This is a genomic window from Actinoplanes sp. NPDC026670 (assembly GCF_040638175.1).
Taxonomy (GTDB): domain Bacteria; phylum Actinomycetota; class Actinomycetes; order Mycobacteriales; family Micromonosporaceae; genus Actinoplanes.
In genome coordinates, this window is the sequence record NZ_JBEZXU010000001.1 from 68,217 (window position 1) to 87,780 (window position 19,564).

Annotated in this window: 21 protein-coding genes; 11 read left to right on the top strand and 10 right to left on the bottom strand. The window is 71.6% G+C overall.

The annotated features are described in order from the left end of the window. The first annotated feature begins 49 nt into the window (after positions 1-49). Positions 50-235, top strand: coding sequence for a DUF397 domain-containing protein (locus AB0E94_RS00300; protein WP_360320039.1), 186 nt, complete (start codon positions 50-52; stop codon positions 233-235). Positions 236-243: 8 nt separating this feature from the next. On the opposite strand, the gene AB0E94_RS00305 is transcribed toward AB0E94_RS00300, so the two are convergent. Further along, the gene (locus AB0E94_RS00305) at positions 244-867 is read right to left on the bottom strand and encodes a DUF5753 domain-containing protein (RefSeq protein WP_360320042.1); all 624 of its coding nucleotides are present in this window, start codon (positions 865-867) and stop codon (positions 244-246) included. A 163-nt stretch (positions 868-1,030) separates the two neighbouring features. Here AB0E94_RS00305 and AB0E94_RS00310 point away from each other — a divergent pair, with 163 nt between their 5' ends. Genes AB0E94_RS00310 through AB0E94_RS00320 form a run of 3 tightly spaced genes read left to right on the top strand, consistent with a single transcriptional unit; the run spans position 1,031 to position 4,413 of the window. Beyond that, positions 1,031-3,043, top strand: coding sequence for a histidine kinase (locus AB0E94_RS00310; RefSeq protein WP_360320045.1), 2,013 nt, complete (start codon positions 1,031-1,033; stop codon positions 3,041-3,043). Next, positions 3,043-3,717 (top strand): response regulator transcription factor, encoded by a 675-nt coding sequence (locus AB0E94_RS00315; RefSeq protein ID WP_360320048.1) that lies wholly within the window; start codon positions 3,043-3,045, stop codon positions 3,715-3,717. The genes AB0E94_RS00310 and AB0E94_RS00315 overlap by 1 nt, the downstream gene beginning before the upstream one ends. A gap of 6 nt (positions 3,718-3,723) precedes the next feature. Next, positions 3,724-4,413, top strand: coding sequence for a LamG-like jellyroll fold domain-containing protein (locus AB0E94_RS00320; RefSeq protein ID WP_360320051.1), 690 nt, complete (start codon positions 3,724-3,726; stop codon positions 4,411-4,413). Between the two features lie 52 nt (positions 4,414-4,465). On the opposite strand, the gene AB0E94_RS00325 is transcribed toward AB0E94_RS00320, so the two are convergent. Beyond that, the gene (locus tag AB0E94_RS00325; protein ID WP_360320054.1) at positions 4,466-5,047 is read right to left on the bottom strand and encodes a TetR family transcriptional regulator; all 582 of its coding nucleotides are present in this window, start codon (positions 5,045-5,047) and stop codon (positions 4,466-4,468) included. Positions 5,048-5,177: 130 nt separating this feature from the next. Between AB0E94_RS00325 and AB0E94_RS00330 the strand changes: the two genes are divergently transcribed. Beyond that, complete coding sequence (locus AB0E94_RS00330; protein WP_360320057.1) at positions 5,178-6,185, top strand: YbhN family protein; 1,008 nt, start codon at positions 5,178-5,180, stop codon at positions 6,183-6,185. A gap of 6 nt (positions 6,186-6,191) precedes the next feature. Here AB0E94_RS00330 and AB0E94_RS00335 read toward each other — a convergent pair whose 3' ends face one another. Continuing rightward, positions 6,192-6,734: a hypothetical protein gene (locus tag AB0E94_RS00335; RefSeq protein ID WP_360320060.1), complete on the bottom strand. Its 543-nt coding sequence runs from the start codon at positions 6,732-6,734 to the stop codon at positions 6,192-6,194. Positions 6,735-6,806: 72 nt separating this feature from the next. Here AB0E94_RS00335 and AB0E94_RS00340 point away from each other — a divergent pair, with 72 nt between their 5' ends. The 3 genes from AB0E94_RS00340 (at position 6,807) to AB0E94_RS00350 (ending at position 10,526) form a co-directional block, all read left to right on the top strand. Beyond that, complete coding sequence (locus tag AB0E94_RS00340; protein WP_360320063.1) at positions 6,807-7,373, top strand: HAD family acid phosphatase; 567 nt, start codon at positions 6,807-6,809, stop codon at positions 7,371-7,373. Between the two features lie 64 nt (positions 7,374-7,437). Then, positions 7,438-8,622 (top strand): MFS transporter, encoded by a 1,185-nt coding sequence (locus AB0E94_RS00345; RefSeq protein WP_360320066.1) that lies wholly within the window; start codon positions 7,438-7,440, stop codon positions 8,620-8,622. A gap of 1,337 nt (positions 8,623-9,959) precedes the next feature. Then, on the top strand, positions 9,960-10,526 hold the full coding sequence (locus AB0E94_RS00350) for a hypothetical protein (protein WP_360320069.1): 567 nt from the start codon (positions 9,960-9,962) through the stop codon (positions 10,524-10,526). Positions 10,527-10,536: 10 nt separating this feature from the next. Here the strand turns inward: AB0E94_RS00350 and AB0E94_RS00355 are convergent, their stop codons facing one another. The 3 genes from AB0E94_RS00355 to AB0E94_RS00365 are packed head-to-tail and all read right to left on the bottom strand — an operon-like array spanning position 10,537 to position 12,785. Further along, entirely contained in the window at positions 10,537-11,307 is a 771-nt protein-coding gene (locus tag AB0E94_RS00355; protein WP_360320072.1) for a hypothetical protein, read from the bottom strand. Positions 11,308-11,323: 16 nt separating this feature from the next. Next, positions 11,324-12,196, bottom strand: a complete 873-nt coding sequence (locus AB0E94_RS00360; RefSeq protein ID WP_360320075.1) for a hypothetical protein — start codon at positions 12,194-12,196, stop codon at positions 11,324-11,326. Positions 12,197-12,209: 13 nt separating this feature from the next. Continuing rightward, positions 12,210-12,785, bottom strand: a complete 576-nt coding sequence (locus tag AB0E94_RS00365; RefSeq protein WP_360320078.1) for a DUF4232 domain-containing protein — start codon at positions 12,783-12,785, stop codon at positions 12,210-12,212. 66 nt (positions 12,786-12,851) lie between these two features. Here AB0E94_RS00365 and AB0E94_RS00370 point away from each other — a divergent pair, with 66 nt between their 5' ends. After that, positions 12,852-14,069 (top strand): MFS transporter, encoded by a 1,218-nt coding sequence (locus AB0E94_RS00370; protein WP_360320081.1) that lies wholly within the window; start codon positions 12,852-12,854, stop codon positions 14,067-14,069. 67 nt (positions 14,070-14,136) lie between these two features. Then, positions 14,137-14,931 carry a PepSY domain-containing protein gene (locus AB0E94_RS00375; RefSeq protein ID WP_360320084.1) on the top strand — a complete coding sequence of 265 codons (795 nt, stop codon included), beginning with the start codon at positions 14,137-14,139 and terminating at the stop codon, positions 14,929-14,931. A 603-nt stretch (positions 14,932-15,534) separates the two neighbouring features. Here the strand turns inward: AB0E94_RS00375 and AB0E94_RS00380 are convergent. Next, on the bottom strand, positions 15,535-16,818 hold the full coding sequence (locus AB0E94_RS00380; RefSeq protein WP_360320087.1) for a HAMP domain-containing sensor histidine kinase: 1,284 nt from the start codon (positions 16,816-16,818) through the stop codon (positions 15,535-15,537). Next, the gene (locus AB0E94_RS00385; protein WP_360320090.1) at positions 16,815-17,495 is read right to left on the bottom strand and encodes a response regulator transcription factor; all 681 of its coding nucleotides are present in this window, start codon (positions 17,493-17,495) and stop codon (positions 16,815-16,817) included. Before AB0E94_RS00385 ends, AB0E94_RS00380 begins: the two co-directional genes overlap by 4 nt. A 101-nt stretch (positions 17,496-17,596) precedes the next feature. Here AB0E94_RS00385 and AB0E94_RS00390 point away from each other — a divergent pair, with 101 nt between their 5' ends. Then, on the top strand, positions 17,597-18,040 hold the full coding sequence (locus tag AB0E94_RS00390; RefSeq protein WP_360320093.1) for a hypothetical protein: 444 nt from the start codon (positions 17,597-17,599) through the stop codon (positions 18,038-18,040). Here the strand turns inward: AB0E94_RS00390 and AB0E94_RS00395 are convergent, their stop codons facing one another. Next, the gene (locus tag AB0E94_RS00395) at positions 18,041-19,036 is read right to left on the bottom strand and encodes a hypothetical protein (RefSeq protein ID WP_360320096.1); all 996 of its coding nucleotides are present in this window, start codon (positions 19,034-19,036) and stop codon (positions 18,041-18,043) included. Continuing rightward, positions 19,033-19,551, bottom strand: coding sequence for a sigma-70 family RNA polymerase sigma factor (locus tag AB0E94_RS00400; RefSeq protein ID WP_360320815.1), 519 nt, complete (start codon positions 19,549-19,551; stop codon positions 19,033-19,035). Before AB0E94_RS00400 ends, AB0E94_RS00395 begins: the two co-directional genes overlap by 4 nt. Positions 19,552-19,564: the final 13 nt, after the last annotated feature.

Here is a 19,564-nt window from a genome sequence, read left to right on the forward strand (position 1 = left end):
GTGTGTGGTTGATCGGCTCCACTGAGGTGCTTGATCTACGGGAGGCGTCATGACTGACCCGGATCTGCTCACGTGGCGAACGAGTCGTAGAAGCAGTGGTGGCAACTGTGTCGAGGTCGCGGACCATGGCGGGTCGGTCTTCGTACGGGACTCCAAGAACCCCTCCGGACCGATCCTGGCCTTCGACGTCGCGGCCTTCCGGATCTTCCTCGCCGACCTCCGGCAGCGCCCGTGAGGCCGGCCTCATAGCTCGTCGCTGATCTTCTCCAGCAACTGCCGGGCCTCGGAACCCGTCACCGACGACGCGGCGAGGCCCTCCACCAGGGTCCGGTGGGCCAGCGCGCGCTCCTGATCGGACACGACCAGCTCGTCGCCGGCGGCGCCCTCGAAGAAGAGCGCGGCCTGGCCGTCGGCGGCCCCGTGCACCTCGAACGAGCCGGTCTGGCCCGGGTAGGCGCCCGCGCCGAAGGGGACGATCGCCAGCTGAACGGTCTCGCGCCGGGAGAGCTCGATCAGGTGGGCGATCTGGTCACGCATCACCGCGGCGCCACCGACCCGGCGGCGGATCACCGACTCGTCGATCACGGCCACCAGTCGCGGCGGGTTGGGCCCGTCGAGCCGCTCGGCGAAGGTGGCGGCGCGGCGCATTCGCACGTTCACCCGCTCGGTCAGCTCCGGGTCGTCTTTCGGCAGGCCGGTGATCCCGCCGAGGATCTCGGCGGCGTAGTCCCGGCTCTGGAGCAGCCCGGGAAGGTGCAGAGGCTGATTGAGGAAGATCTGGGCGGCCTCCCGTTCCAGCTCGATGAGCTGGCTGAAGGCTTCCGGGCCGCGGGTGTCGTGCGCCTTTGCCGAATCCCCGGCACTCATCATCGTCAGTCTCCTCGTTTGTCCGGCCCGGTCGAGTCTAGGCCGACGGCGCTCAGCAGGTAGCGGAACGCAGGTTACAAGATATGCCCGATTCTGTGGCATCGGCCTGAGGACGAGCGCGGGTCAGGCGTCCGGAGGGACCGTCCCGCTAGAGTCTGCGGTCATGGCCAGGTGGATGCTTCCCGGACTGCTCGTCGTGGGTCAGCTCCTCTACTGGCCGTTGCTGCCGCTGATCGGTGGCGACCCGGTCGGGCCGCTGGCTGCGTTCGTCGTCGCCGGGGCGTGTCTGCTCGCCGGGGGCGGGCTCGTGCAGCGCCGGGAGAAACCACTGCCGGCCCTGGTCGCGGTGCTGGCCGGCAACGTCATCGCGGTTCTCGGCGCGCCCGTCGACGCGCAGTGGATCGAGGTCGGCGACGCCCTGATGATCCTCGCGATCACCCCGTACGTCGCGCTGTTCAGCGTCGCCGTGCACGCCCCGGGCCGCCTGCTGCCGGCCGCGTTCGCCGCCGCCGTCGCCGAGCAGGCGCTCGCCTCCGTGGTCCAGGACGGGGAGCCCGGCGTCGACTGGACCTACCAGGCGCAGATGCTCGCGCTCGGAGTGCTGCTCTACGGGCTGGTCGTCCTGTTCGGACGCCGCCGCCGGCGGTTCCACGCCGAGCGCGCCGAGGCGGCCCGCCGGCTGGACGCCGCACGGCAGGCCGGGCTCGGCGCCGCCGACACCGAGCGCCGCCGTCTCGCCCGTGAGCTGCACGACGTCACCGCGCACCACCTGACCTCGATCGTGGTCAACTCGTCGGCCGCCGAGATGCTCGGTGACCAGCGGCCCGAGCTGCGGGCCGAGGCGCTGGACTTCGCGGCCCGCACCGGGCGGGAGACGCTCGACGCGCTACGCCGGCTGGTCGCGATCCTGCCGGCGACCGTGGGACGCGACGACACCCCGTCGCTCGGTGACCTCGCCGACGGCTTCCGGGCGCTCGGGCAGCGGATCACCGTCGAGCTTCCGGACGGCGATCCGCCGCCGGAGCGGGCCGCGGCGGTCTACGGCATCGTCCGGGAGGCGCTGACCAACACCCTGCGGTACGCCCCAGGCGGTCACGTGCTGGTCCGCTACACCACGACCGAGCTGCTGGTCGAGGACGACGGCGGCGCCGCGCAGGTCACCGGGCTCGGCGGCGGGCGCGGGGTGAGCGGGATGCGGGAGCGGGCCCAGTCGCTCGGCGGGGACTGCACGGCCGGGCCCCGCGCGGGCGGCGGCTGGCGGGTGCACGTCGTCCTGCCGGGCGAAGGCGGTGCCGTACGTACGGCGTACCCCTGGCTGCGGGGTCAGGTTGCGGCCTCGGCCGCTCTCGTCTTCCTGTTGATCCTGGTGCAGGCCGGCATCATGACCGTCGCCGGCGAGGACGGCCTGCCCCGGACGGCGGCCGCGCTGATCCTGCTGGCCCAGGTGGTGCACGCCGTCCCGTTGCTGTGGCGGCGGCGGAGCGCGTGGTGGGCGTTCGCCGCGGTGGTGCTCACCGGCCTGCTCGGGCCGCTGCTGGTGGTGCCCGGCCCGGTCCCCGCCGAGTACGGCTACCTGCTGCTGTTCGGCTGTGCCGTCGACTTCGCGGCGATTCACGCGGTGGCCGCCCGTGGCGCCCGCCCCGGCCTGAGCTGGCTCACGGTGCCGGCCGGCGCCGGGGCGCTCGCGTTCGTGATGGCCGTGCTCCTGGCCGTCGACGACTCCGACAAGGAGGTCGCGCTGAGCGGGGCGGGCGAGCGGGTGGCGTTCGTGACGGTGATGACGCCGCTGATCGCGATCCTGTTCGCGATTCCGGCCGCCGCCTGCTGGGGTCTCGGTTTCGCCGGTCGCCGGCGCCGGGACCGGCTGCGCGAGCGGGAGGCCGACGGGCTGGCCACCGAGCTGGAACAGGCCGCTTTCCAGGCCCTGCTGGAGCGCAACCGGATCGCCAACGGCCTGCACGAGGACGTGCTGCGGCACGCCGCCGAGGTGCCCGGCGCGGCCGAGCGCGGCGATCTGACAGGTGTGCTGGCCGCCGCCCGCCGGGCGCTGACCGCGATGCGGTCGTTGCTGGACGGGCTGGGTGGCCGGGCCGAGACAGCCCCGACACCCGCTCCGGCGCCGGTCTCCGGCCCGGCATCCGCTCCCACGGAGGTGACGTCATCGCGGTCCGAGTGATGGTCGTGGACGACCAGGTGATGGTCCGGGCCGGGCTGGCCGCCATCGTCGGCTCACAGCCCGGCCTGGAGGTGGTCGGCGAGGCGGGCGACGGGGCGGCCGCGGTCGAGATGGCCGGCGCGCTGCGACCCGACGTGATCCTGATGGACATCCGGATGCCCGGTGTCGACGGGCTCACCGCGACCGCCCGGCTCACCTCCGGGCCGAACCCGCCCCGGGTGCTGGTGCTCACCACGTTCCACCATGACGCCTACGTCTTCCAGGCGCTCCGGGCCGGCGCGTCCGGGTTCCTGCTGAAGGACTCCGAGCCGGCCGAGCTGGTGGCCGCGGTCCGTACCGTCGCCGCCGGTGACGCCATGCTCAGCCCGGCGGTGACCCGCAGCCTGATCGACGCGTTCGCCTCGGGCGCGGTGTCCGCCGCGCCGGAGGCGGACCCGCGCATCGAGGCGCTCACCCCACGCGAACGGGACGTGCTGATCGCCGTCGCACGGGGACTGTCCAACGCTGAGATCGGCGTGCAGCTCGGCATCACCACGGGCACGGTGAAGGTGCACGTCAACGCCCTGCTCGGCAAGATCGGGGTGCGGGACCGGGTGCAGGCGACGATCGTGGCCTACGACACCGGTCTGGTCAGCCCCGGTCCCCGACACCCGGGCGGCGGCCCCGGCGTTTGACCGGGTGTGAGGTTCTGCCGTCAGCTCCTGGTGATCGCCCTGCTGCTCACCGTCGCGGTGCTCGCGCGCCGGCCGGTCCCGCCGCCCGTGGTGACGATCGCCGGGTACGGCTTCGAGGGCGCCCAGCCGTGGGGCGACCTCACCCCGTTCACCGGTAATCAGGCCCGGATCCGGTTCGTCGCGCACGACGCCGGGCAGGCGGTGCAGTTTCCGCCGCCGTGCCGCCGGGAGCCCTGCCCGCGGCTGATCCTGCGGGTGCTGAGCCGGCCGGCGCTGAACCCGGGGCGGGACCTGTTCAGCTTCGGCGCGACCGTGCGCCTGTCCCCGCGGCACACCACGGACGGGCAGAACGTGCTGCAGAAGGGTTACGCGGCCGAGGGCAGCCAGTACAAGCTCCAGATCGACGGCACGGCCGGGCAGCCCAGCTGTGTGCTGGTCGGCGAGGACTCCCGGGCCATCCACGTGGCCCTCGCCGACGTGGGGGTGGCCGACGACGGCTGGCACACTCTCGCCTGCCGGCGTGGCCCGGACACGCTGACCATCCTGGTCGACGGGGCGCCGCGGGCGGCCGCCCCGATCCCGCCGGCGCTGCGTGTCGACAACGCCATGTCACTCAACCTGGGCGGCAAGAGCGCGCACGCCGACAACGACCAGTTCCACGGCGCGGTCGACGACGTCTGGATCACCAAACCCTGATCAGGGCCGCTTGAGCAGCGCGTCGATCAGGGCCGCTTGGGCATCACGTCGATCAGGGCCGCTTGAGCAGCGCGTCGATCAGGTCGCGCAGCGGCGGCACGAGATCCTCGGCGGTGGCCGAGGCCAACGGCTCCAATCCCGATTTGGTACGCAGGAGCGCGATCCCGGTCGCAGCGGCCAGCACGATCTGGGCGCGCAGCAGCATCTCCTCGTCGTCCTCGGGCCAGCCGGCGGCGACGGACAGCCGCTGGCCGTAGGACCGGAGCAGGTCGAGCCGGATCCGGTCGGCGGACTCGTCACCCGAGGAACGCAGCAGCAGCACGAGGTGGTGCGGCAGGCCCTCGGTGCACGGGCCGGCGATCTGCCGGGCGATGGCCTCCGGGGTGCGGCTCAGCGGTGTGTCGCCGTTGGTCCGGCGGACCTCGTCGACGCTGCTGGTCAGGCACGCCTCGAAGAGACCCTCCTTGGATTTGAAGTACCGCGAGATCAGGGCCACGTTGACGCCCGCGTCGTCGGCGATGTCGCGCACCGTGGTGGCGGCATAGCCGTCCCTGGTGAACCGTTGCAGGGCCGCTTCCAGCAACAACTGCCGGGTCTTGGTGGCGTCTCGGCGGCGCGGTGAAGTCGCTGCCACAGCCCTCCTTCCATTCTGTTGTGCCAGCTTATCCGGCGTGTTGATGTGACGTAAACGTCTGTTGACCAACTATGCCGTACGCCGGTACGGTTTTTAAGTCAACATCTGTTTACCAAGTACGGGACCGCGCATGACCACCCTCGTGGAGAAGGCGCCACCACGACGGATGCCCCGGATGCCCTGGGCCGTCGCGGTGGTCGTCGCCGCCGTCCTCGGCGCCGAACTGGCCCTCGGCTGGCGTTCCCTGGCCGACGCCGTCGCCCACCTGCGTACACCGCATCTCGGCTGGCTGGCCGCCGCGCTGCTCGCCGAGACCGCCGCCATGCAGGCCTACGCCCGGATGCAGCGGCACCTGCTGCGCTCGGCCGGAGTCCGGGTGTCGATGCTGCGGCACATGGCGCTCGCCTACGCCGCCCACTCGCTCAGCGTCACCCTGCCCGGCGGGCCGGCGTTCTCCACCGCGCTGAACTACCGGCAGATGCGCCGGTTCGGGGCCTCGCCCGCGGTCGCGTCCTGGTGCATCGCGCTCTCCGGGATCCTGTCCGCGGCCGCGCTCGCCGTCATCACCGCGTTCAGCGCCGTCACCACGAACGGCGCCCCGGACTGGCACACCTTCGCCGCCCTGGCCGTCGCCACCCTGCTCGCCACCATCGGGGTCCGGCGGCTGGCCCGGCACCCGGAGAGCCTGACCACCGTCACCCGGCCGGTCCTGATCCTGGTCAACCGGCTGCGGCGCCGGCCCGCCGATCACGGGCAGGACCGGATCCTGGGCTTCTTCGACCAGCTGCGGGCGGCCCGGCTCACTCCCGGGCACGGGGCCGGCGCGGTCACCTTCGCCCTGCTGAACTGGCTGCTCGACGCGGCCTGCCTGTGGTTCTGCTGCATCGCCGTCGGGGGCGGCACGATCAGCGCCGGGCAGCTGCTGCTCGCCTTCTGCGCGGGGATGGCCGCCGGGACGATCACCATCGTTCCCGGCGGCCTCGGCATCATCGACGGCGCCCTGATCCTCGGCCTGATCGCCGGTGGCATCGGGACCGAGATCGCGATCGCGGTGGTCGTCCTCTACCGGCTGATCACGCTCGGCTTCATCATCGGCATCGGCTGGCTCTCCTACCTGGCGATCCGCCCGTCCCGCTGACCCCGGTCAGGCGAAGTCGCGGTACTTCAGCTTGGCCCGGCGGCCGTCCGGGTGGTGCCAGACGATGCCCTCCTGCTTCGGGTGCGCGAGCAGCCAGGCACGGAGTCCGGCCAGGTCCCGAGGGACTTCGAGATGCTCCGCCTCAGCGTGAGCGACGAGCGCGTGTCCCCGTACGTCCTCGGGATTGCCGTTGATCTTCTCCCCGATGAGCTCGTAGGTGCCGGGCTGCCTCGCCTGCGGCGACCCGGCGACCGCCTCGGCGTGACAGCGGGCATAGCTGGACTGTGCGATCGGTTCCCAGCCGACGGTCTTGCCGGTGTTCTCGTCGGTCATCACCGGCCGGTAGCCGGGCGGCCGGGTGCGCCCCGGCCGGACCTCGCGCCGCGCCCACCAGATACCGTCCTCGTCGAGGAGCACGCAGGTTCCGTCGTATTTACGGGTGGCGATCCCCTCGCCGTCGAGAACCCACTGGCAGACGGGGTTGGCCTCGGGCAGCACGCGCTTCCGGTCCTCCGGGTCGCGCTGGAACAGCGTGGGAATCTTCTCCATGAACGTCATCTTCTCAGCGAGACAAAACGGATTTCAGGTTCCGTTCATCTATGATCATCGATAATGTGGCGCATGCGAACCCTCTCCCTCCGCCTTGTGGTGACCACCGTCGCCGCGGCCCTGGTCACCGGTGTGGCCGCCACCCCGGCGCACGCCGCGGCCCTGCCGTCCCGGGCCGTCTGGCTGGCCGACGTCCAGGCCGTCACCGACCAGGCCGCCGCCTACCTCGACGGGCGGCTCCCGGACTCCGGCATCCGCGCGGCGATCGTCCTCGACATCGACAACACCGCGCTGCAGAGCAAGTACAAGCCGTACGACGCGACGCCCGGTGTGCTCGCGCTCGCCCGGCAGGCCCGCGCCGACGGGGCGGCCGTGTTCTTCGTCACCGCCCGCCCGGAGATCATCGAGGCGGCCACCGAACTCAACCTGAGCATCGTCGGATACCAGTGGACCGACATCTACACCCGGCCCACCTTCGACTTCTCCGACAACCAGACCCTGAAGACCAAGGCCCGCACCGACATCGAGAAGCGCGGCTACACGATCGTCGCCAACGTCGGCAACAGCGCCACCGACCTGGGCGGCGGCCACGCCGAACGCACCTTCAAGCTGCCCGACTACGACGGCCAACTGGACTAACCCTCGGCTCGGGCCCGGCGGAGGTCCCCCGCCGGGCCCGAGCGCTCCCCGCTATCGTTCGCTGGTGACCGCTACCGAGGGCCAGACACTCCGGCAGCTCGGGCCCACCGTCTACCTGCCGTCCGCGGTCTTCTCCACCGGCATCGGCGCGGTCGCCCCGGTCATCGTGCTCACCGCCACCGGTCTCGGCGCGTCCCCGGCAGTCGCCGCGGTCGTCGCCGGGCTGCTCGGGCTCGGCCAGATCAGCGGCTCCCTCCCGGCCGGAGTGCTGATCTCCCGGGCCGGCGAGCGGCGCACCATGCTCTTCGCGTCCGCGTTCGCCGTACCCGCCCTGCTGGCCTGCATGTTCGCCTCGAACGTGCTGCTTCTCGGCACGGCCGTGGCCCTCCTCGGCGTGTGCGGCTCGGCGTGGGCGCTGTCCCGGCACGCCTACCTCACCGAGGCGGTCCGCCCCGAACTCCGTGCCCGCGCCATGTCCACCCTCGGCGGCGTGGGCCGGATCGGCACGTTCACCGGCCCGTTCCTCGGCGCCGGCGCCATGCACCTGGCCGGACTCGACGGCGCCTACCTGGTGGCGATCGCCGGCGTCAGCCTGGCCACCGTGGTCCTCGTCGTGCTGCCACCCGTCCCGCACGACCGCGCGACCCCGCCCGGCGCCGAACGCCCCACCCTGTGGGCGGTCATCCGCACCCACCAGCACACCCTGCGAACCCTCGGCTCCGGCGTCCTCCTGGTCGGCGCCCTGCGCGCGTCCCGGCAGACCATCCTGCCGCTGTGGGGTGTCTCACTCGGCCTGTCACCGGCCACCATCGGCCTGATCTACGGCGTGTCCGGCGGCATCGACATGCTGCTGTTCTACCCGGCCGGCAAACTCATGGACCGCTACGGCCGCCGCGCCGCCGCCGTCCCCGCGATGACCATTCTCGGACTCGCGCACCTGCTGCTGCCGTTCGCCGGCGGCGCGGCCGGCCTGACCCTCGTCGGCGTGCTGATGGGCCTCGGCAACGGCCTGAGCGCCGGCCTCGTCATGACCCTCGGCGCGGACGCGTCACCGTCATCCGGCCGAGCCGAGTTCCTCGGCGCGTGGCGCCTGTGCTCCGACATCGGTCAGGGCGGCGGCCCCCTCCTGATCGGCGCCATCACCGCGGCGGCGACCCTCGCGACAGCGGCCATCACCGTGGGTGGTTCCGGTCTCCTGGCCGCCTACCTGCTGAATCGGTGGATAAAACCCCCGCGGCCGTACGCCTGAAACCACCCCCAACCGCACCATCCCGTCCCGCGGTTCCCACGCGACGCAGGCCAACCGTCCCGGCCGACAAGCGACCGCCGGGCCGAATGCGCCCCTCACCGCCACCTGCCTGCTGCCCCGTCGCTGCCCGTAGATCTTGCACGAATGTGCACCCTCGCGCCGATCTTGCAGCTCTTTCCATACCCCAGCGGGAAAAGTGCCGCAAGGTCTCCGAGGTGTAGTCGACCTTGCACGACAAACCACACCCAGACGTGAAGAAACGTGCAAGATCGCCGCCAGCGTGGACTCGACTTTCGTACTTTTGGTTCCCCTTCGCCGCACGCGGTGTTCCGGCGTCGGCGAGGCCCGTCATCCCGCATCTCATCCACCGGCTGGGGCGGGCCTGAACCGCGCACCGCAAGATCTACTTTCGCGTGGGTGCCGTACCGGGTGCGGTCTCCTTGGGGTTGCGCGGCCGGGCTCGTGGAGGTTGCTGCGACGACGGGAGCACACGTTGGCGTTACGTGTGCCGGCGTCTTCGCTGGGGCGTGGATGAACGCACGCGATCGGCCCAGCGCGTGCGCCTACCTTTGTCGGGGCGACGATGAGCGATCACGATCGGCCAACGTGTGCGCTGACCACCGCCATCGCCATCGCCATCGCCGGAACAGGGAACGCGGACGAGTCCTTACCGGCGGATCCTGCCGCAGCGATGGATCTTGCGTCACTGTCGGCCGGCATGCAGTCGCAATACTGCCGGGGCTGAAGTCCGCGACCGGTGTGATCTGCGGAGGCGGGGCCGGGCAGCGGTTCACAAAGTGCGAAAGTCGAGCGTGGAGAATCGTGCAAGATTCACAAGACAACGTCGATGCCGAAAAACTCGCAGACACGATATTTAGCCCAAATCGGCACCCCGGTTTCAAGCTGACGGGTGCAACAGCCCGAAGCGGAACGGGAAACTGCCGCACGGCGGATGGCTTGACCGCGGACCCGGCGAAAGTCATGGAGACGGTTCCCTGGCGGGGATGAGCGCTCACGGTCGGAAGCGGCTGATTCCCACGTGGAAACGCAATGCCGCACGGTTAGGACGTTCTGTCCCCCGCGGACCGCAGTGACTCGCGTGGTGACATACGGCGCGATTCGGACCGCAGGTGTCCACGCGGTTCGCGGGGGTTCAGCAGTGTGGAGACGTATGGCTCGCTTTGGACCGTAGGTGTCCACGCGGTTCGCGGGGTTCAGCAGTGTGGTGACATGTGGCGTGTTTCGGGCCGTAGGTGTCCACGCGGTTCGTGGGGTCGGCCTGTGCACGGTGGGGGTCGGGCTTTGGCGGGTGGCGGGGGTGGGGCAGACTGCCGCGGGTGGCTGAGGAACTCGGGTCGCACGCGGACCGGATGCGGGCGCGGTTTCTGGCGGCGGCGGAGACCGGGGCGCCTGAACCGTGGGGCGATCGTGTCGTGGTGGCCGTCGGCGGGCTGCTTGGAGTGGGGTTCGCGAGTGACCCGGACAGTGGGCGTGACCTGCTGCTGGTGGGTTCCGGTAGTGGGCTTGGGCTGCTCGATGCGAAGGGTGTCCGGGTGGCTCGGGAGTACGACGACGAGCAGGGCTGGCCGGATGGTGAACTGACCTGTCCGGGGATCGGGCCGCTGTCCGGGGTGCGGGTTCGGATGGCCGGGCTGCACGGTGGCGGGCTGCATGCCGTGACTTCGGACGGCTGGGGCGTGGAGGTGGTCGGGCCGGACTGGCCGCACCACCGGGTGCTGCTGTCCGCGCCGTGGCAGAGCCCCTGGAAGGGTGAACACAGGGAGACCTGGTGGCACGTCTACCACTCGAAGCACATGCCGTTGCGGGCGGCCGGATTCTCGCCGACCGGCCGCACCCTCGCGATCGCGGTGGGCAGCGACGTCACCTTGTGGAGCCGCCCCTGACCCCGCCGGGTCAGGGGGTGATCAGCAGGCCTTCGCCGATCAGCTGGACGTCGGGGACGAGGTCGTTCGGGGTGTAGGGGACGATGGTCAGGGCACGTTCGCCGTTGATGCGGAGCTGCTGGCCCGGGCTGAGGACGTGGCCCTCGGCGAGCATCCCGGCCAGGTGGTTGAGGATCTGGGCGGCGTCGCCGATCCCGTCCTGCGGCACGCCCATGACCAGGTCCGGGCGACCGAATTTGAGCATGCCCCGGGTGTGCACCGCATGCCCGAAACCGGGGGTCTCCTCGCTTTCGGCGACCACACTGATCTCCCGCAGAACCGTGAACGGGCGGTGCGGGTCCAGCGCGGCGATCGACGACGCGAGCGACCAGTCGTGGGCGATCACGTCGAGCACCGCGGTGGCGCCGGCCCGGGACGCGGCCGCGGCGACTGCCCAGGCGAGTTGCAGGTGGGTCAGGTCGGCCGGGTCCGGCCTCCGCACCTGGATCGAGTAGCAGCAGGTCGCGTCGTCGATCAGCCGCAGATCGGGGAGTTCCCGCGCGGCCAGATCACGCAACGGCCCGCTACGGAACCCGTCGACCCACTCCGGGTTCTCCGAGTGCCGGTGCAGGCGTACGTCGAGCGCGTCGACAGGCGCCCCGGCCGGAACCACACCGGTGAGGTCGAGGCCGGTCAGCACCTCGTCGTCGGCGCAGACGACCAGCAGCACCGCGGCTTCCCGATTGGAAGGGCCGGACGGGCGATGAGCGGGCCGCGACCAGGGCTCGACACGAGAATCCACCCGCCCATCCTGTCACCTACCCGGTGAGTCCGGTCGCCTCGGCGAATCGGATGACCCCGTCCCGGCCCAGGCGGATGGTCCGGTCCCAGTAGACGTCCAGGATCCGGCCGTCGCCGAGGTCGACCCGCATCTCGCCGCCGTCCCGGTTCTTCCGGTAGCGCCCGCTCAATCCACCGACGATGACCGGCTCGGCGTCCGGGAGCGGCTGGAGCCGGTCCGGTGACCTGGGCAGATAGGCGCAGATCCCGGACGGCGGGACGGCCGCGGCCGCGGCTTCCGGCGACGCCAGGCACATCATCCACGGGCTCTGCTGCTGGAGGGTGAGGCCGGGCGGCACCTCGGCGAAATCGAACGGAGCCGGCGACGACACGGACCCGGGCCGCAGCCCGCGGGCGAACTCCAGGATCTCGTCCTCGGTCGTGTTGCCGTCGACCATCAGCCAGCGGCTGTCGGTGAGCTGCCAGACCACGCCCACGGAGTTCGGCGCGGTGCGCACGGTCGCCGGCCGCCCGCCGACGTCGGCCGGATGCTCCTCGACGAGGTCGATGCTCCATTTCGGGCTCTGCCCGGCCACCGTCACGCTGATCATCCGGCCACCGGCCGAGAATTCCGCAGTCATCTGCGGGCCGCTGACGAAGATCTGCGGCTCGCCGGCCGGTTCGGACGGCTCGAACGGGAACACCGGCGCCGCCCAGCCCGGCGGATCCCACCGGGGTGGCGGCTCGTCGCGCAGCAGCCGCGGCACGAACACGAGCAGGCCGACCACCACCGCGATCGCCCCACCGGCGGCCAGCAGCCGGCGCAACCGGATCTCACCCGGCGTCAGGTCGCTGTGCTGCTCCTCGTCGGCCGGTTGCACGGCGTCGCCGAGCTCGGCATAGCTGCCCACGGTTCCTCCCCGGTCAGGGCTCGCTGACCCACGGGCTGATCGCGACCTTGCCGGTGTTGCCGGCGTCGACATGCAGGGCGAGCAGGTGCTCGGGCAGCCCGTCGGCCGCGGCGACACGCAGGAACTCACCGATCGCCACCGTCTCGCTGTCGGTCGTCAGGTTGCGCCACACCAGCAGCGCGGTCGCCGACGCGCCGGGCGCGATCGTCACCTGTTTCGGCTCCACCTGCCACGGCGGCAGGACGGTGACCTCGCCGACACCGTGCAGGACACGCAGTTCGAGCGGCTTGCGATCCTCATCGAGGACCTTCAAAACCGGATAACCCTTGATCTGGTACGGCTTCCCGCCGCAGTTGCGCAGTTCGATACCGACGGCGCGCAGCCCGGACGCGGCGTCCTGACCGCCGATGGAGATCATCAGCCCGTCGATGCATCGGGCCACCGGATCGGCGGTGCGGGTCACGGACTGCGACGGCGCGGGCCGGGCCGGGGTGGACCGGCCGGTCTCGGGGCTGGTGCCGGGCGCCGCGCACCCACTGAGCAGCAGTCCGGCGAGCAGGGGCAGCGGGGCGATACGACGGATATTCATTGGTACCGCGCAGGATAGCCGGATTACGGTGTCCGCCGTGGTCCCGTTCATCGAGGTGTGTGCCGGTTGAGTCAGCAGCGCGTCTACTACCTGCTGACCGCGGTGTCGGGTTTCCTGTGGACGTTCGCGTTCACGCTGCTGCTCGTCTTCCACGTACGGGTGGCGGAACTGTCACCGGTCCAGCTGGTGCTCGTCGGCACCGTCATGGAGATCACCTGCTTCCTCGGCGAGGTGCCGACCGGGGTGCTCGCCGACGCACGGTCGCGGACTCTGTCCGTACAGCTGGGACTGATTTTGATCGGTCTTTCCCTGCTCTTGCAGGGTGGTCTTCCGGTGTTCGGCTGGATTCTCGCGGCGCAGGTCGTGTGGGGGATCGGGTACACGTTCACGTCCGGGGCGATCGAGGCGTGGATCGCCGACGAGGTGGGGGAGGCGCAGCTCACGCACGTTTTCCTACGCGGCGAGCGGCTCGAGTTGGGTGCGATGGTCCTCGGTTCGGTGGCGGCCGGCGCGGTCGGCGTGTTCGACCTGCGGCTGCCGATGCTGCTCGCCGGCGGCGGCTACCTTGTGCTCGCGTTCGTCCTGGTGGCGCTCATGCGGGAACCGCACTTCACCCCGGCCGCCGCGGACGAACGGCTCACCTTCGGGCTGATGCGGACCACCCTGGCGGCCGGGCTGCGGCAGGCCCGGGAACGGCCGCTGGTTCGTTCGTTCCTGCTGTTCAGCCTGTTGGTGGGGTTGTCCGGTGAGGCGTTCGACAGGTTGTGGACGGCGCACCTGTTGCCGTCGCTGCCGGACGTGTGGCCGGCGGCGGTCTGGTTCGCCGGGCTCGCCATCGTCGGCCAGCTGATCGGGCTGGCCGCGAACTACGCCGCCGAACGAGCCGGCCTGACCCAGAACGATCACCCGGCCCGGCTGCTCGCGGTGCTGACTGTCGTGCAGGTCGCCGGGATGGCCGCGTTCGCTCTCGCCGGGACGCTGTGGGTGGCGGTCGGCGCGCTGTGGGCCCGCAACGCGGCGGGCGCGCTGTCCGGGCCACTGCAATCCGCCTGGCTCAACCGGGGGATCGACTCGTCGTCGCGGGCCACCGTGCTCTCCGTCAACAGCCAGTTCGACGCGATCGGGCAGGTGGTGGGCGGGCCGCCGCTCGGCGCGCTGGCCGGGCGTACCTCGATCCCGGTCTCGTTGCTGGTGTCGGCCGGGCTGCTGGCGCCGGCCGCGTGGATCTTCGCCCGGCTGGAACGGCGTTATCCCGGCCTTAACGTTCACACAGCGCGCCCATAGCGATCTTCCCGCGATTGTTCTCCCTGTCCGGAACACCGGACGGACGAACCACCCGAGGGGGAGAACGATGAAGGTCAAGAAGAACGTCGCCGCCGTGATGATGACTGCCGGCCTGCTGGCGGCGCTGGGATTCGGGGGCGCGGCCCTCGCTTCCGCCGACGACAGCCGTCCCTCCGCCGCCGCCTCCCCATCACCGTCGGACGACTCGGCGAGCCCTTCAGTGTCAGCCGGCGCTGACGATTCGGCGAGCCCGTCCGATTCGCCGAGCCCGTCTGATTCGGCCAGCCCGTCCGCGTCGGCCGGTTCGGGCGACTCGGCGCGTCCGTCGTCCTCGGCCGGCGCCGCGGTGACCGCCGAGCAGGCCAGGGGGATCGCGATCCGGGCGGCCGGCGGCGGCCGGGTCGAGTCGATCGAGCGGGAGACCGAACACGGCCGTCTCGTCTGGGACGTCGACGTGATCGTCAACGGCGTCGAGCACGACGTCGACGTCGACGCCGCCACCGGCCAGGTGACCCGCCACCGCACCGACGACGACCGGGGTCGCGGCCGGGGCAGCGACGACAAGAGCAGCAGCACCCACCGCAGCAGCGCCACCGACGACAAGGGCGGCCAGCGGTCCCGAAGCAGCGACGACAAGGGTGGCCGTGGCCGGGGCGGCGACGACAAGGGCGGCGATGACAAGGGTGGCCGGGGTCGGGGCAGCGATGACAACGGCGCGGACGGCCGCGGTCGCGGGAGCGACGACAAAGGCGGTGACGACAAAGGCGGCCGAGGCGGCGATGACAAGGGCAGTGACGACCGCGGTCGCGGGAGCGACGACAAGGGCGGCGATGACAATCGCGGCCGGGGCAGCGACGACTGACTTCTGAATCCGGCTACCCCGATCCGGCCCCGCATCCAAGCGGGGCCGGTGGGAACCCCGTGACCAGACGGCCTCGTGACCCTCGGATGCCTTATGGAGTCTTCTGCGCAGCCACCTCCGCTTGAGAAGGACAGCCCTCAGGCGGAAGACGTCTCCTCGGCCGGCAACTGTTCCCCGGCAAACTGCTCGTCGCCCGGGGATCTTGTACGAATCTTCACCCTCGCGCCGATCTTGCAGCCTTTTCCGCGCCCCGACAGGAAGAAAGCTGCAAGGTCTCCCCGGCGTAGAAGACCTTGCACGACAAATCACGCCCACACTTGATCAATCGTGCAAGATCGCTGCGCAGGTGGAGAACCGTGCAAGATCTACAAGGCTGACGGGGGCCTACTCCTCTGTGAAAAGGACATCTCCGGCTTTGGCCCGGCGCCTCAGTCGCATGCGGGACGGTTCGGTAGTCCGAAGGCTGGTCGGGAAGACATCGCATAGCAGAGGGATCGAACCCGGATACGGCGAAAGTCCTGAAGACTCTTCCCCGCCAGGCGAAACCTCACGAGATCTGTGGGGAGGGACACCGCGCCCCGTCACAGATCGGGTGCGGGTGGGTCAGGTGGGCGGCGTACCGGGGAGGGTCAGGTGGATGGACGCGCCGCCGGCGCCGGGGGGACTGGTCTCGAAAGTCGTGGCTATCTGGCGGGCTATGTCCAGGCCCAGGCCGGTCGAGTCGCCGCCGGAGGTGCCCCGGGCCGTGGGGAAGGCGGCCGGGAAACCCGGACCCTCGTCGGCGACCGTGAGGGACGCGCCGCCGCCCGGGTGGGCGGCCAGGCGAACCGACAGCGCCGTCCCGTCCGGGGTGTGCGCGAACACGTTGCCGAGCAGGGCGTCCAGTGCCGCCGCGAGGTCGTCGGCGGCGACCGCGACCGGGGCCGGGCCGGACGGTAGTTCCTGGTGCAGGGCGCGGCCGGTGTCCTCGGCGAGGACCGCCCAGAACGCGACCCGTGCCGCCACGACCGCAGTCGCGTCGCAGCCGGCCGCCGCGGCGGCCGCGGCAGTTGCGGCGGTGGGCGAGTCGGCGCGGCGGGTCTGCTGGATTACCGCGGTCACCGCCCGGGCCAGCTGGTCGGCGGCGGCCGCGACCCGGGCCGACTCGTCGGGGTCGCGCAGGGACTCGGCCTCCAGCCGGAGGGCGGTGAGCGGGGTGCGCAGGCGGTGGGACAGGTCGGCGACGCGTTCCCGTTCGGCGGCGAGCAGGTCCTGGATGCGGCCCGCGAGATGGTTGAGCGCGCCGGCGACCTCGCGCAGTTCGGGTGGCCCGGCCGGGTCGGCGCGGGCGGTGAGTTCGGCGCCGGCGAGGCGGTGCGAGACGGCGGAGAGCTCGGTGATCGGGCGGATGATGGTGCGGGCCAGCCGGTCGGCGACGAACAGGCCGAGCAGCACGAGCGTCACCCCGAGCCCGGCGAGGGTGGCCCAGGCCCGGGTGACGCCGCGGGTCAGTTCGGCGTCGGTGACCAGGGTGCGGATCACCACGGTGGCGCCGGTCGCGCCGACGACGGGCACCACCAGTTCCTGGCCGGCGGTGGTGGTGACGGTCAGCGACCCGTGTTCGGCGGCGGCGAGGAGCACGGCCGGGGTGGGCGCGGCGGGTGTGCCGAGGACGGTTCCGTCGGGCAGGAAGACCGTCACCGGCACGGTCTGCGCCTCCACGGTGAGCCGGAGCGCCCCGACGTCACCGGTGGCGGCCAGCGGAACGATCGACTGGACCACGTCGTCGGCCCGTCCGAGCGCCCGGTCCTGGGCGACCTGCCGGACCAGCACCGCGAGCGGCACCAGGAAGGCCAGCAGCACGAGCACCGTGGTCGCCGCGACCAGCAGCGTCAGCCGGGCTCTCACGCCGGCTCGCTGAGTTTGACGCCGACCCCGCGGACGGTGTGCAGGTAGCGGGGTTCCTGCGCGGTCTCGCCGAGTTTGCGGCGCAACCAGGACAGGTGCACGTCGACGGTCTTGTCGGCGCCGCCGTACGGCACCTGCCACACCTCACTGAGCAACTCCCGTTTGGTGACCACCTGCCCGGCCCGCAGCGCCAGGTGGTGCAGCAGGTCGAATTCGCGCGGGGTGAGTTCGACGGTTGTCCCGTCCAGGGTGACGGTGCGGGCGGCCGGGTCGATGCGCAGCCCGCCGACGTCGAGCACCGGGCTGGTCTCGGTGCTGCCGCCGCGCCGCAGCACCGCCCGGATCCGGGCGTCGAGCTGGGCGGCGGTGAACGGTTTGACCACGTAGTCGTCGGCGCCCGCGTCGAGCAGCCGGACCATCTCGGTCTCCTCGTCGCGGGCGGTCGCCACGATCACCGGGATGCGGCTGACCGCCCGCAGCATGCGCAGCAGCTCACGCCCGTCGAGGTCGGGCAGCCCCAGGTCGAGGACGATCAGGTCGGGCCGTTCGGCGAGGGCGGTCTGCAACCCCTCCATCGCCGCGGCGGCGGCGGCCACCGCGTGCCCGCGTTCGCGCAGGGCCCGGAGCAGGGTGGTACGGATCGCCGGGTCGTCCTCGATGAGCAGGAGTCTCGCCACGGCTGCACGGTAGCCGCTGGACCGTACCGAAATGCCGTTCTTAACCTTCCCTTAGCGGTGTCCGGTGCCCGCCTTAGCGTCCGGCGGCGGATAGTGACCGGGTGCGTCTCCTCGACCGGCTGGGCCGGCTTCCCCTGGTCATCGTCCTCGGCTGGATCGTCGCGGCGTTCCTCGCGGTGATGGTCGGTGTGGTCGGGATCGGCCTGGTCGGGTCGGGGCTGCTGACGTCGCGGCCGGGTGACCCGGTCAGTGAGGACGAGGTGCGGCGGGCGCTGGAGGAGACGGTCCGGCCGACGAGCGCGGCGCCGTCGGAGACCTCCTCGCCGCCGGTGGCCACCACCAGGTCGTTCCGGACCGACGGCGGGACGGTGGTCGCCGAGTGCGGGCGGATCGTCTCGATGTCGCCGGCGCAGGGGTTCGAGGTGCACGAGCAGGACGACGACGAGGGCGAGTTCCGGGCCTTCCGGGGGCGTGACCGGGTGAAGGTGGAGCTGACCGGATGCGCTCAGGGCCTGCCGCTGCTGCGGACTCGCGAGGACGACTGATCAGCTCGGGGGCAGCCAGGAGGTGTCCGGCGCCGGCCCGAGGACGATCTCGTTCGTGATCCGGATGAGTTCGGTGCGGCTCACCTCGTACCCCAGGCCGATTTTGATCCGAAGAATGCGGCCGCCACCGAGGTCGACCGTGGCGAATGCCGAAAAAGTGGGACATGTTTTTTCGGCTCCGGGCAGGTCGGGGCAGCCGACGTTCGGATCGCCGAGGTAGACGGCCCCGGGCAGGCCACGCAGGGTCGCGGGGGTGCCCTTGGACGTGGACCACTCCCAGACCAGTTCGGCCTCGATCATGTTCAAAGCCTCGGGTGACCCGTCCACCCGGATCGCCTCCCGCCACCGATCCGCGGTTCCGCTCAGTTCGGCGCGGACCGGGCGGACGAAACGCGCCGGAAGCCAGCCGAACGACAGCGACACCACCGCGACCGCACCGGGATCGGGCACGATCGACGCCGCCACCTTCCTGGCCACCGCGCCGTCGGAGTCTGTCCGGGGCACTGAGACGCTGACCACCAGTCCGTCGCCGACCTCGACGAACACCTTGCCCGGCCCCTGGTGGGCCCACGCCTGGCGGCCGCCCAGGATGACGGATTCGAACCCGGCCGGGTCGAACTCCGACCGAGGAGTGACGAACAGCAGGATCCGGTCGTCGCCGCGCTGCCAGGTGCGGGTCTGTGTGGCCGGGCCGGCGCTGGAGCGGCTGACCTCGACGAATCCGGCCGGCAGCCAGGCCGGCCGATAGCTGATCGGTGGCTCGGCCGAAGGTGCGGGGGAAGGGGCTACGGCCGGCGCCTGGGGGTTGTGCGGGCGGGGCCACAGCGCCACCGCGCCGGCCACCCCGGTGACCGCCGCGGCCGACGCCACGAGCAGTCCCCGGCGCTGCCGGTGGGCGCGGGCGCGGGCCGTGATCCCGGCCGCCACCGGTCCCGGATCGTGCGCCCGGCCGGCGATCGTGGACAGCACGTCGCGGAGCATGTCTTCGTCCCTCATCGGACCTCGGCCTCCAACCGGAGCTTGGCCAGCGCGGTCGACGCCTGTGCGCGTACCGTCGACGCCCGGCTTCCCATCAATTCGGCGATCTCGTCGAACGTGTGGCCCTCGAAGTAGCGCAGCACGATCACCGCCCGCTGCCGGGCCGGCAGCGCGCCCACCCGGCGGACCAGTTCGTCGCGTTCCTGCCGTTCGGCGAGCGGGTCGATCGCGGCGGCCCGGGAGTCGAGCTGCTCGTGGGACATCGGGACGACCCGCCCCCACCGGCGCCTCAGGGACAGGAACTCGTTGAGGACCATGCGTTTCACGTACGCCTCCGGCTGGTCCATCGCGGCGATCCGCCGCCACCGTGCGGAGACCCGGACCATCACCTCGCCGACGATGTCGTCGGCCTGATGCGGGTCACAGGTGAGCACGGTCGCGTAGCGCAGCAGCGCCCCGAGACGTGCCGCCACGAACTCGTCGAACGAACTATTTTCAACGTGGCGAGGCCGCGCCTGCCGTTCGCATTCCAGCGACCGCGAGCCT

Excerpts from the sequence above, each read along its gene's own strand:
- AB0E94_RS00335 (WP_360320060.1), bottom strand. The coding sequence starts at position 6,734 with ATGGAGAAGATTCCCACGCTGTTCCAGCGCGACCCGGAGGACCGGAAG.
- AB0E94_RS00365 (WP_360320078.1), bottom strand. The coding sequence starts at position 12,785 with ATGAATATCCGTCGTATCGCCCCGCTGCCCCTGCTCGCCGGACTGCTG.
- AB0E94_RS00375 (WP_360320084.1), top strand. The coding sequence starts at position 14,137 with ATGAAGGTCAAGAAGAACGTCGCCGCCGTGATGATGACTGCCGGCCTG.
- AB0E94_RS00300 (WP_360320039.1), top strand. The coding sequence starts at position 50 with ATGACTGACCCGGATCTGCTCACGTGGCGAACGAGTCGTAGAAGCAGT.
- AB0E94_RS00310 (WP_360320045.1), top strand. The coding sequence starts at position 1,031 with ATGGCCAGGTGGATGCTTCCCGGACTGCTCGTCGTGGGTCAGCTCCTC.
- AB0E94_RS00315 (WP_360320048.1), top strand. The coding sequence starts at position 3,043 with ATGGTCGTGGACGACCAGGTGATGGTCCGGGCCGGGCTGGCCGCCATC.
- AB0E94_RS00340 (WP_360320063.1), top strand. The coding sequence starts at position 6,807 with ATGCGAACCCTCTCCCTCCGCCTTGTGGTGACCACCGTCGCCGCGGCC.
- AB0E94_RS00395 (WP_360320096.1), bottom strand. The coding sequence starts at position 19,036 with ATGAGGGACGAAGACATGCTCCGCGACGTGCTGTCCACGATCGCCGGC.
- AB0E94_RS00330 (WP_360320057.1), top strand. The coding sequence starts at position 5,178 with ATGACCACCCTCGTGGAGAAGGCGCCACCACGACGGATGCCCCGGATG.
- AB0E94_RS00305 (WP_360320042.1), bottom strand. The coding sequence starts at position 867 with ATGAGTGCCGGGGATTCGGCAAAGGCGCACGACACCCGCGGCCCGGAA.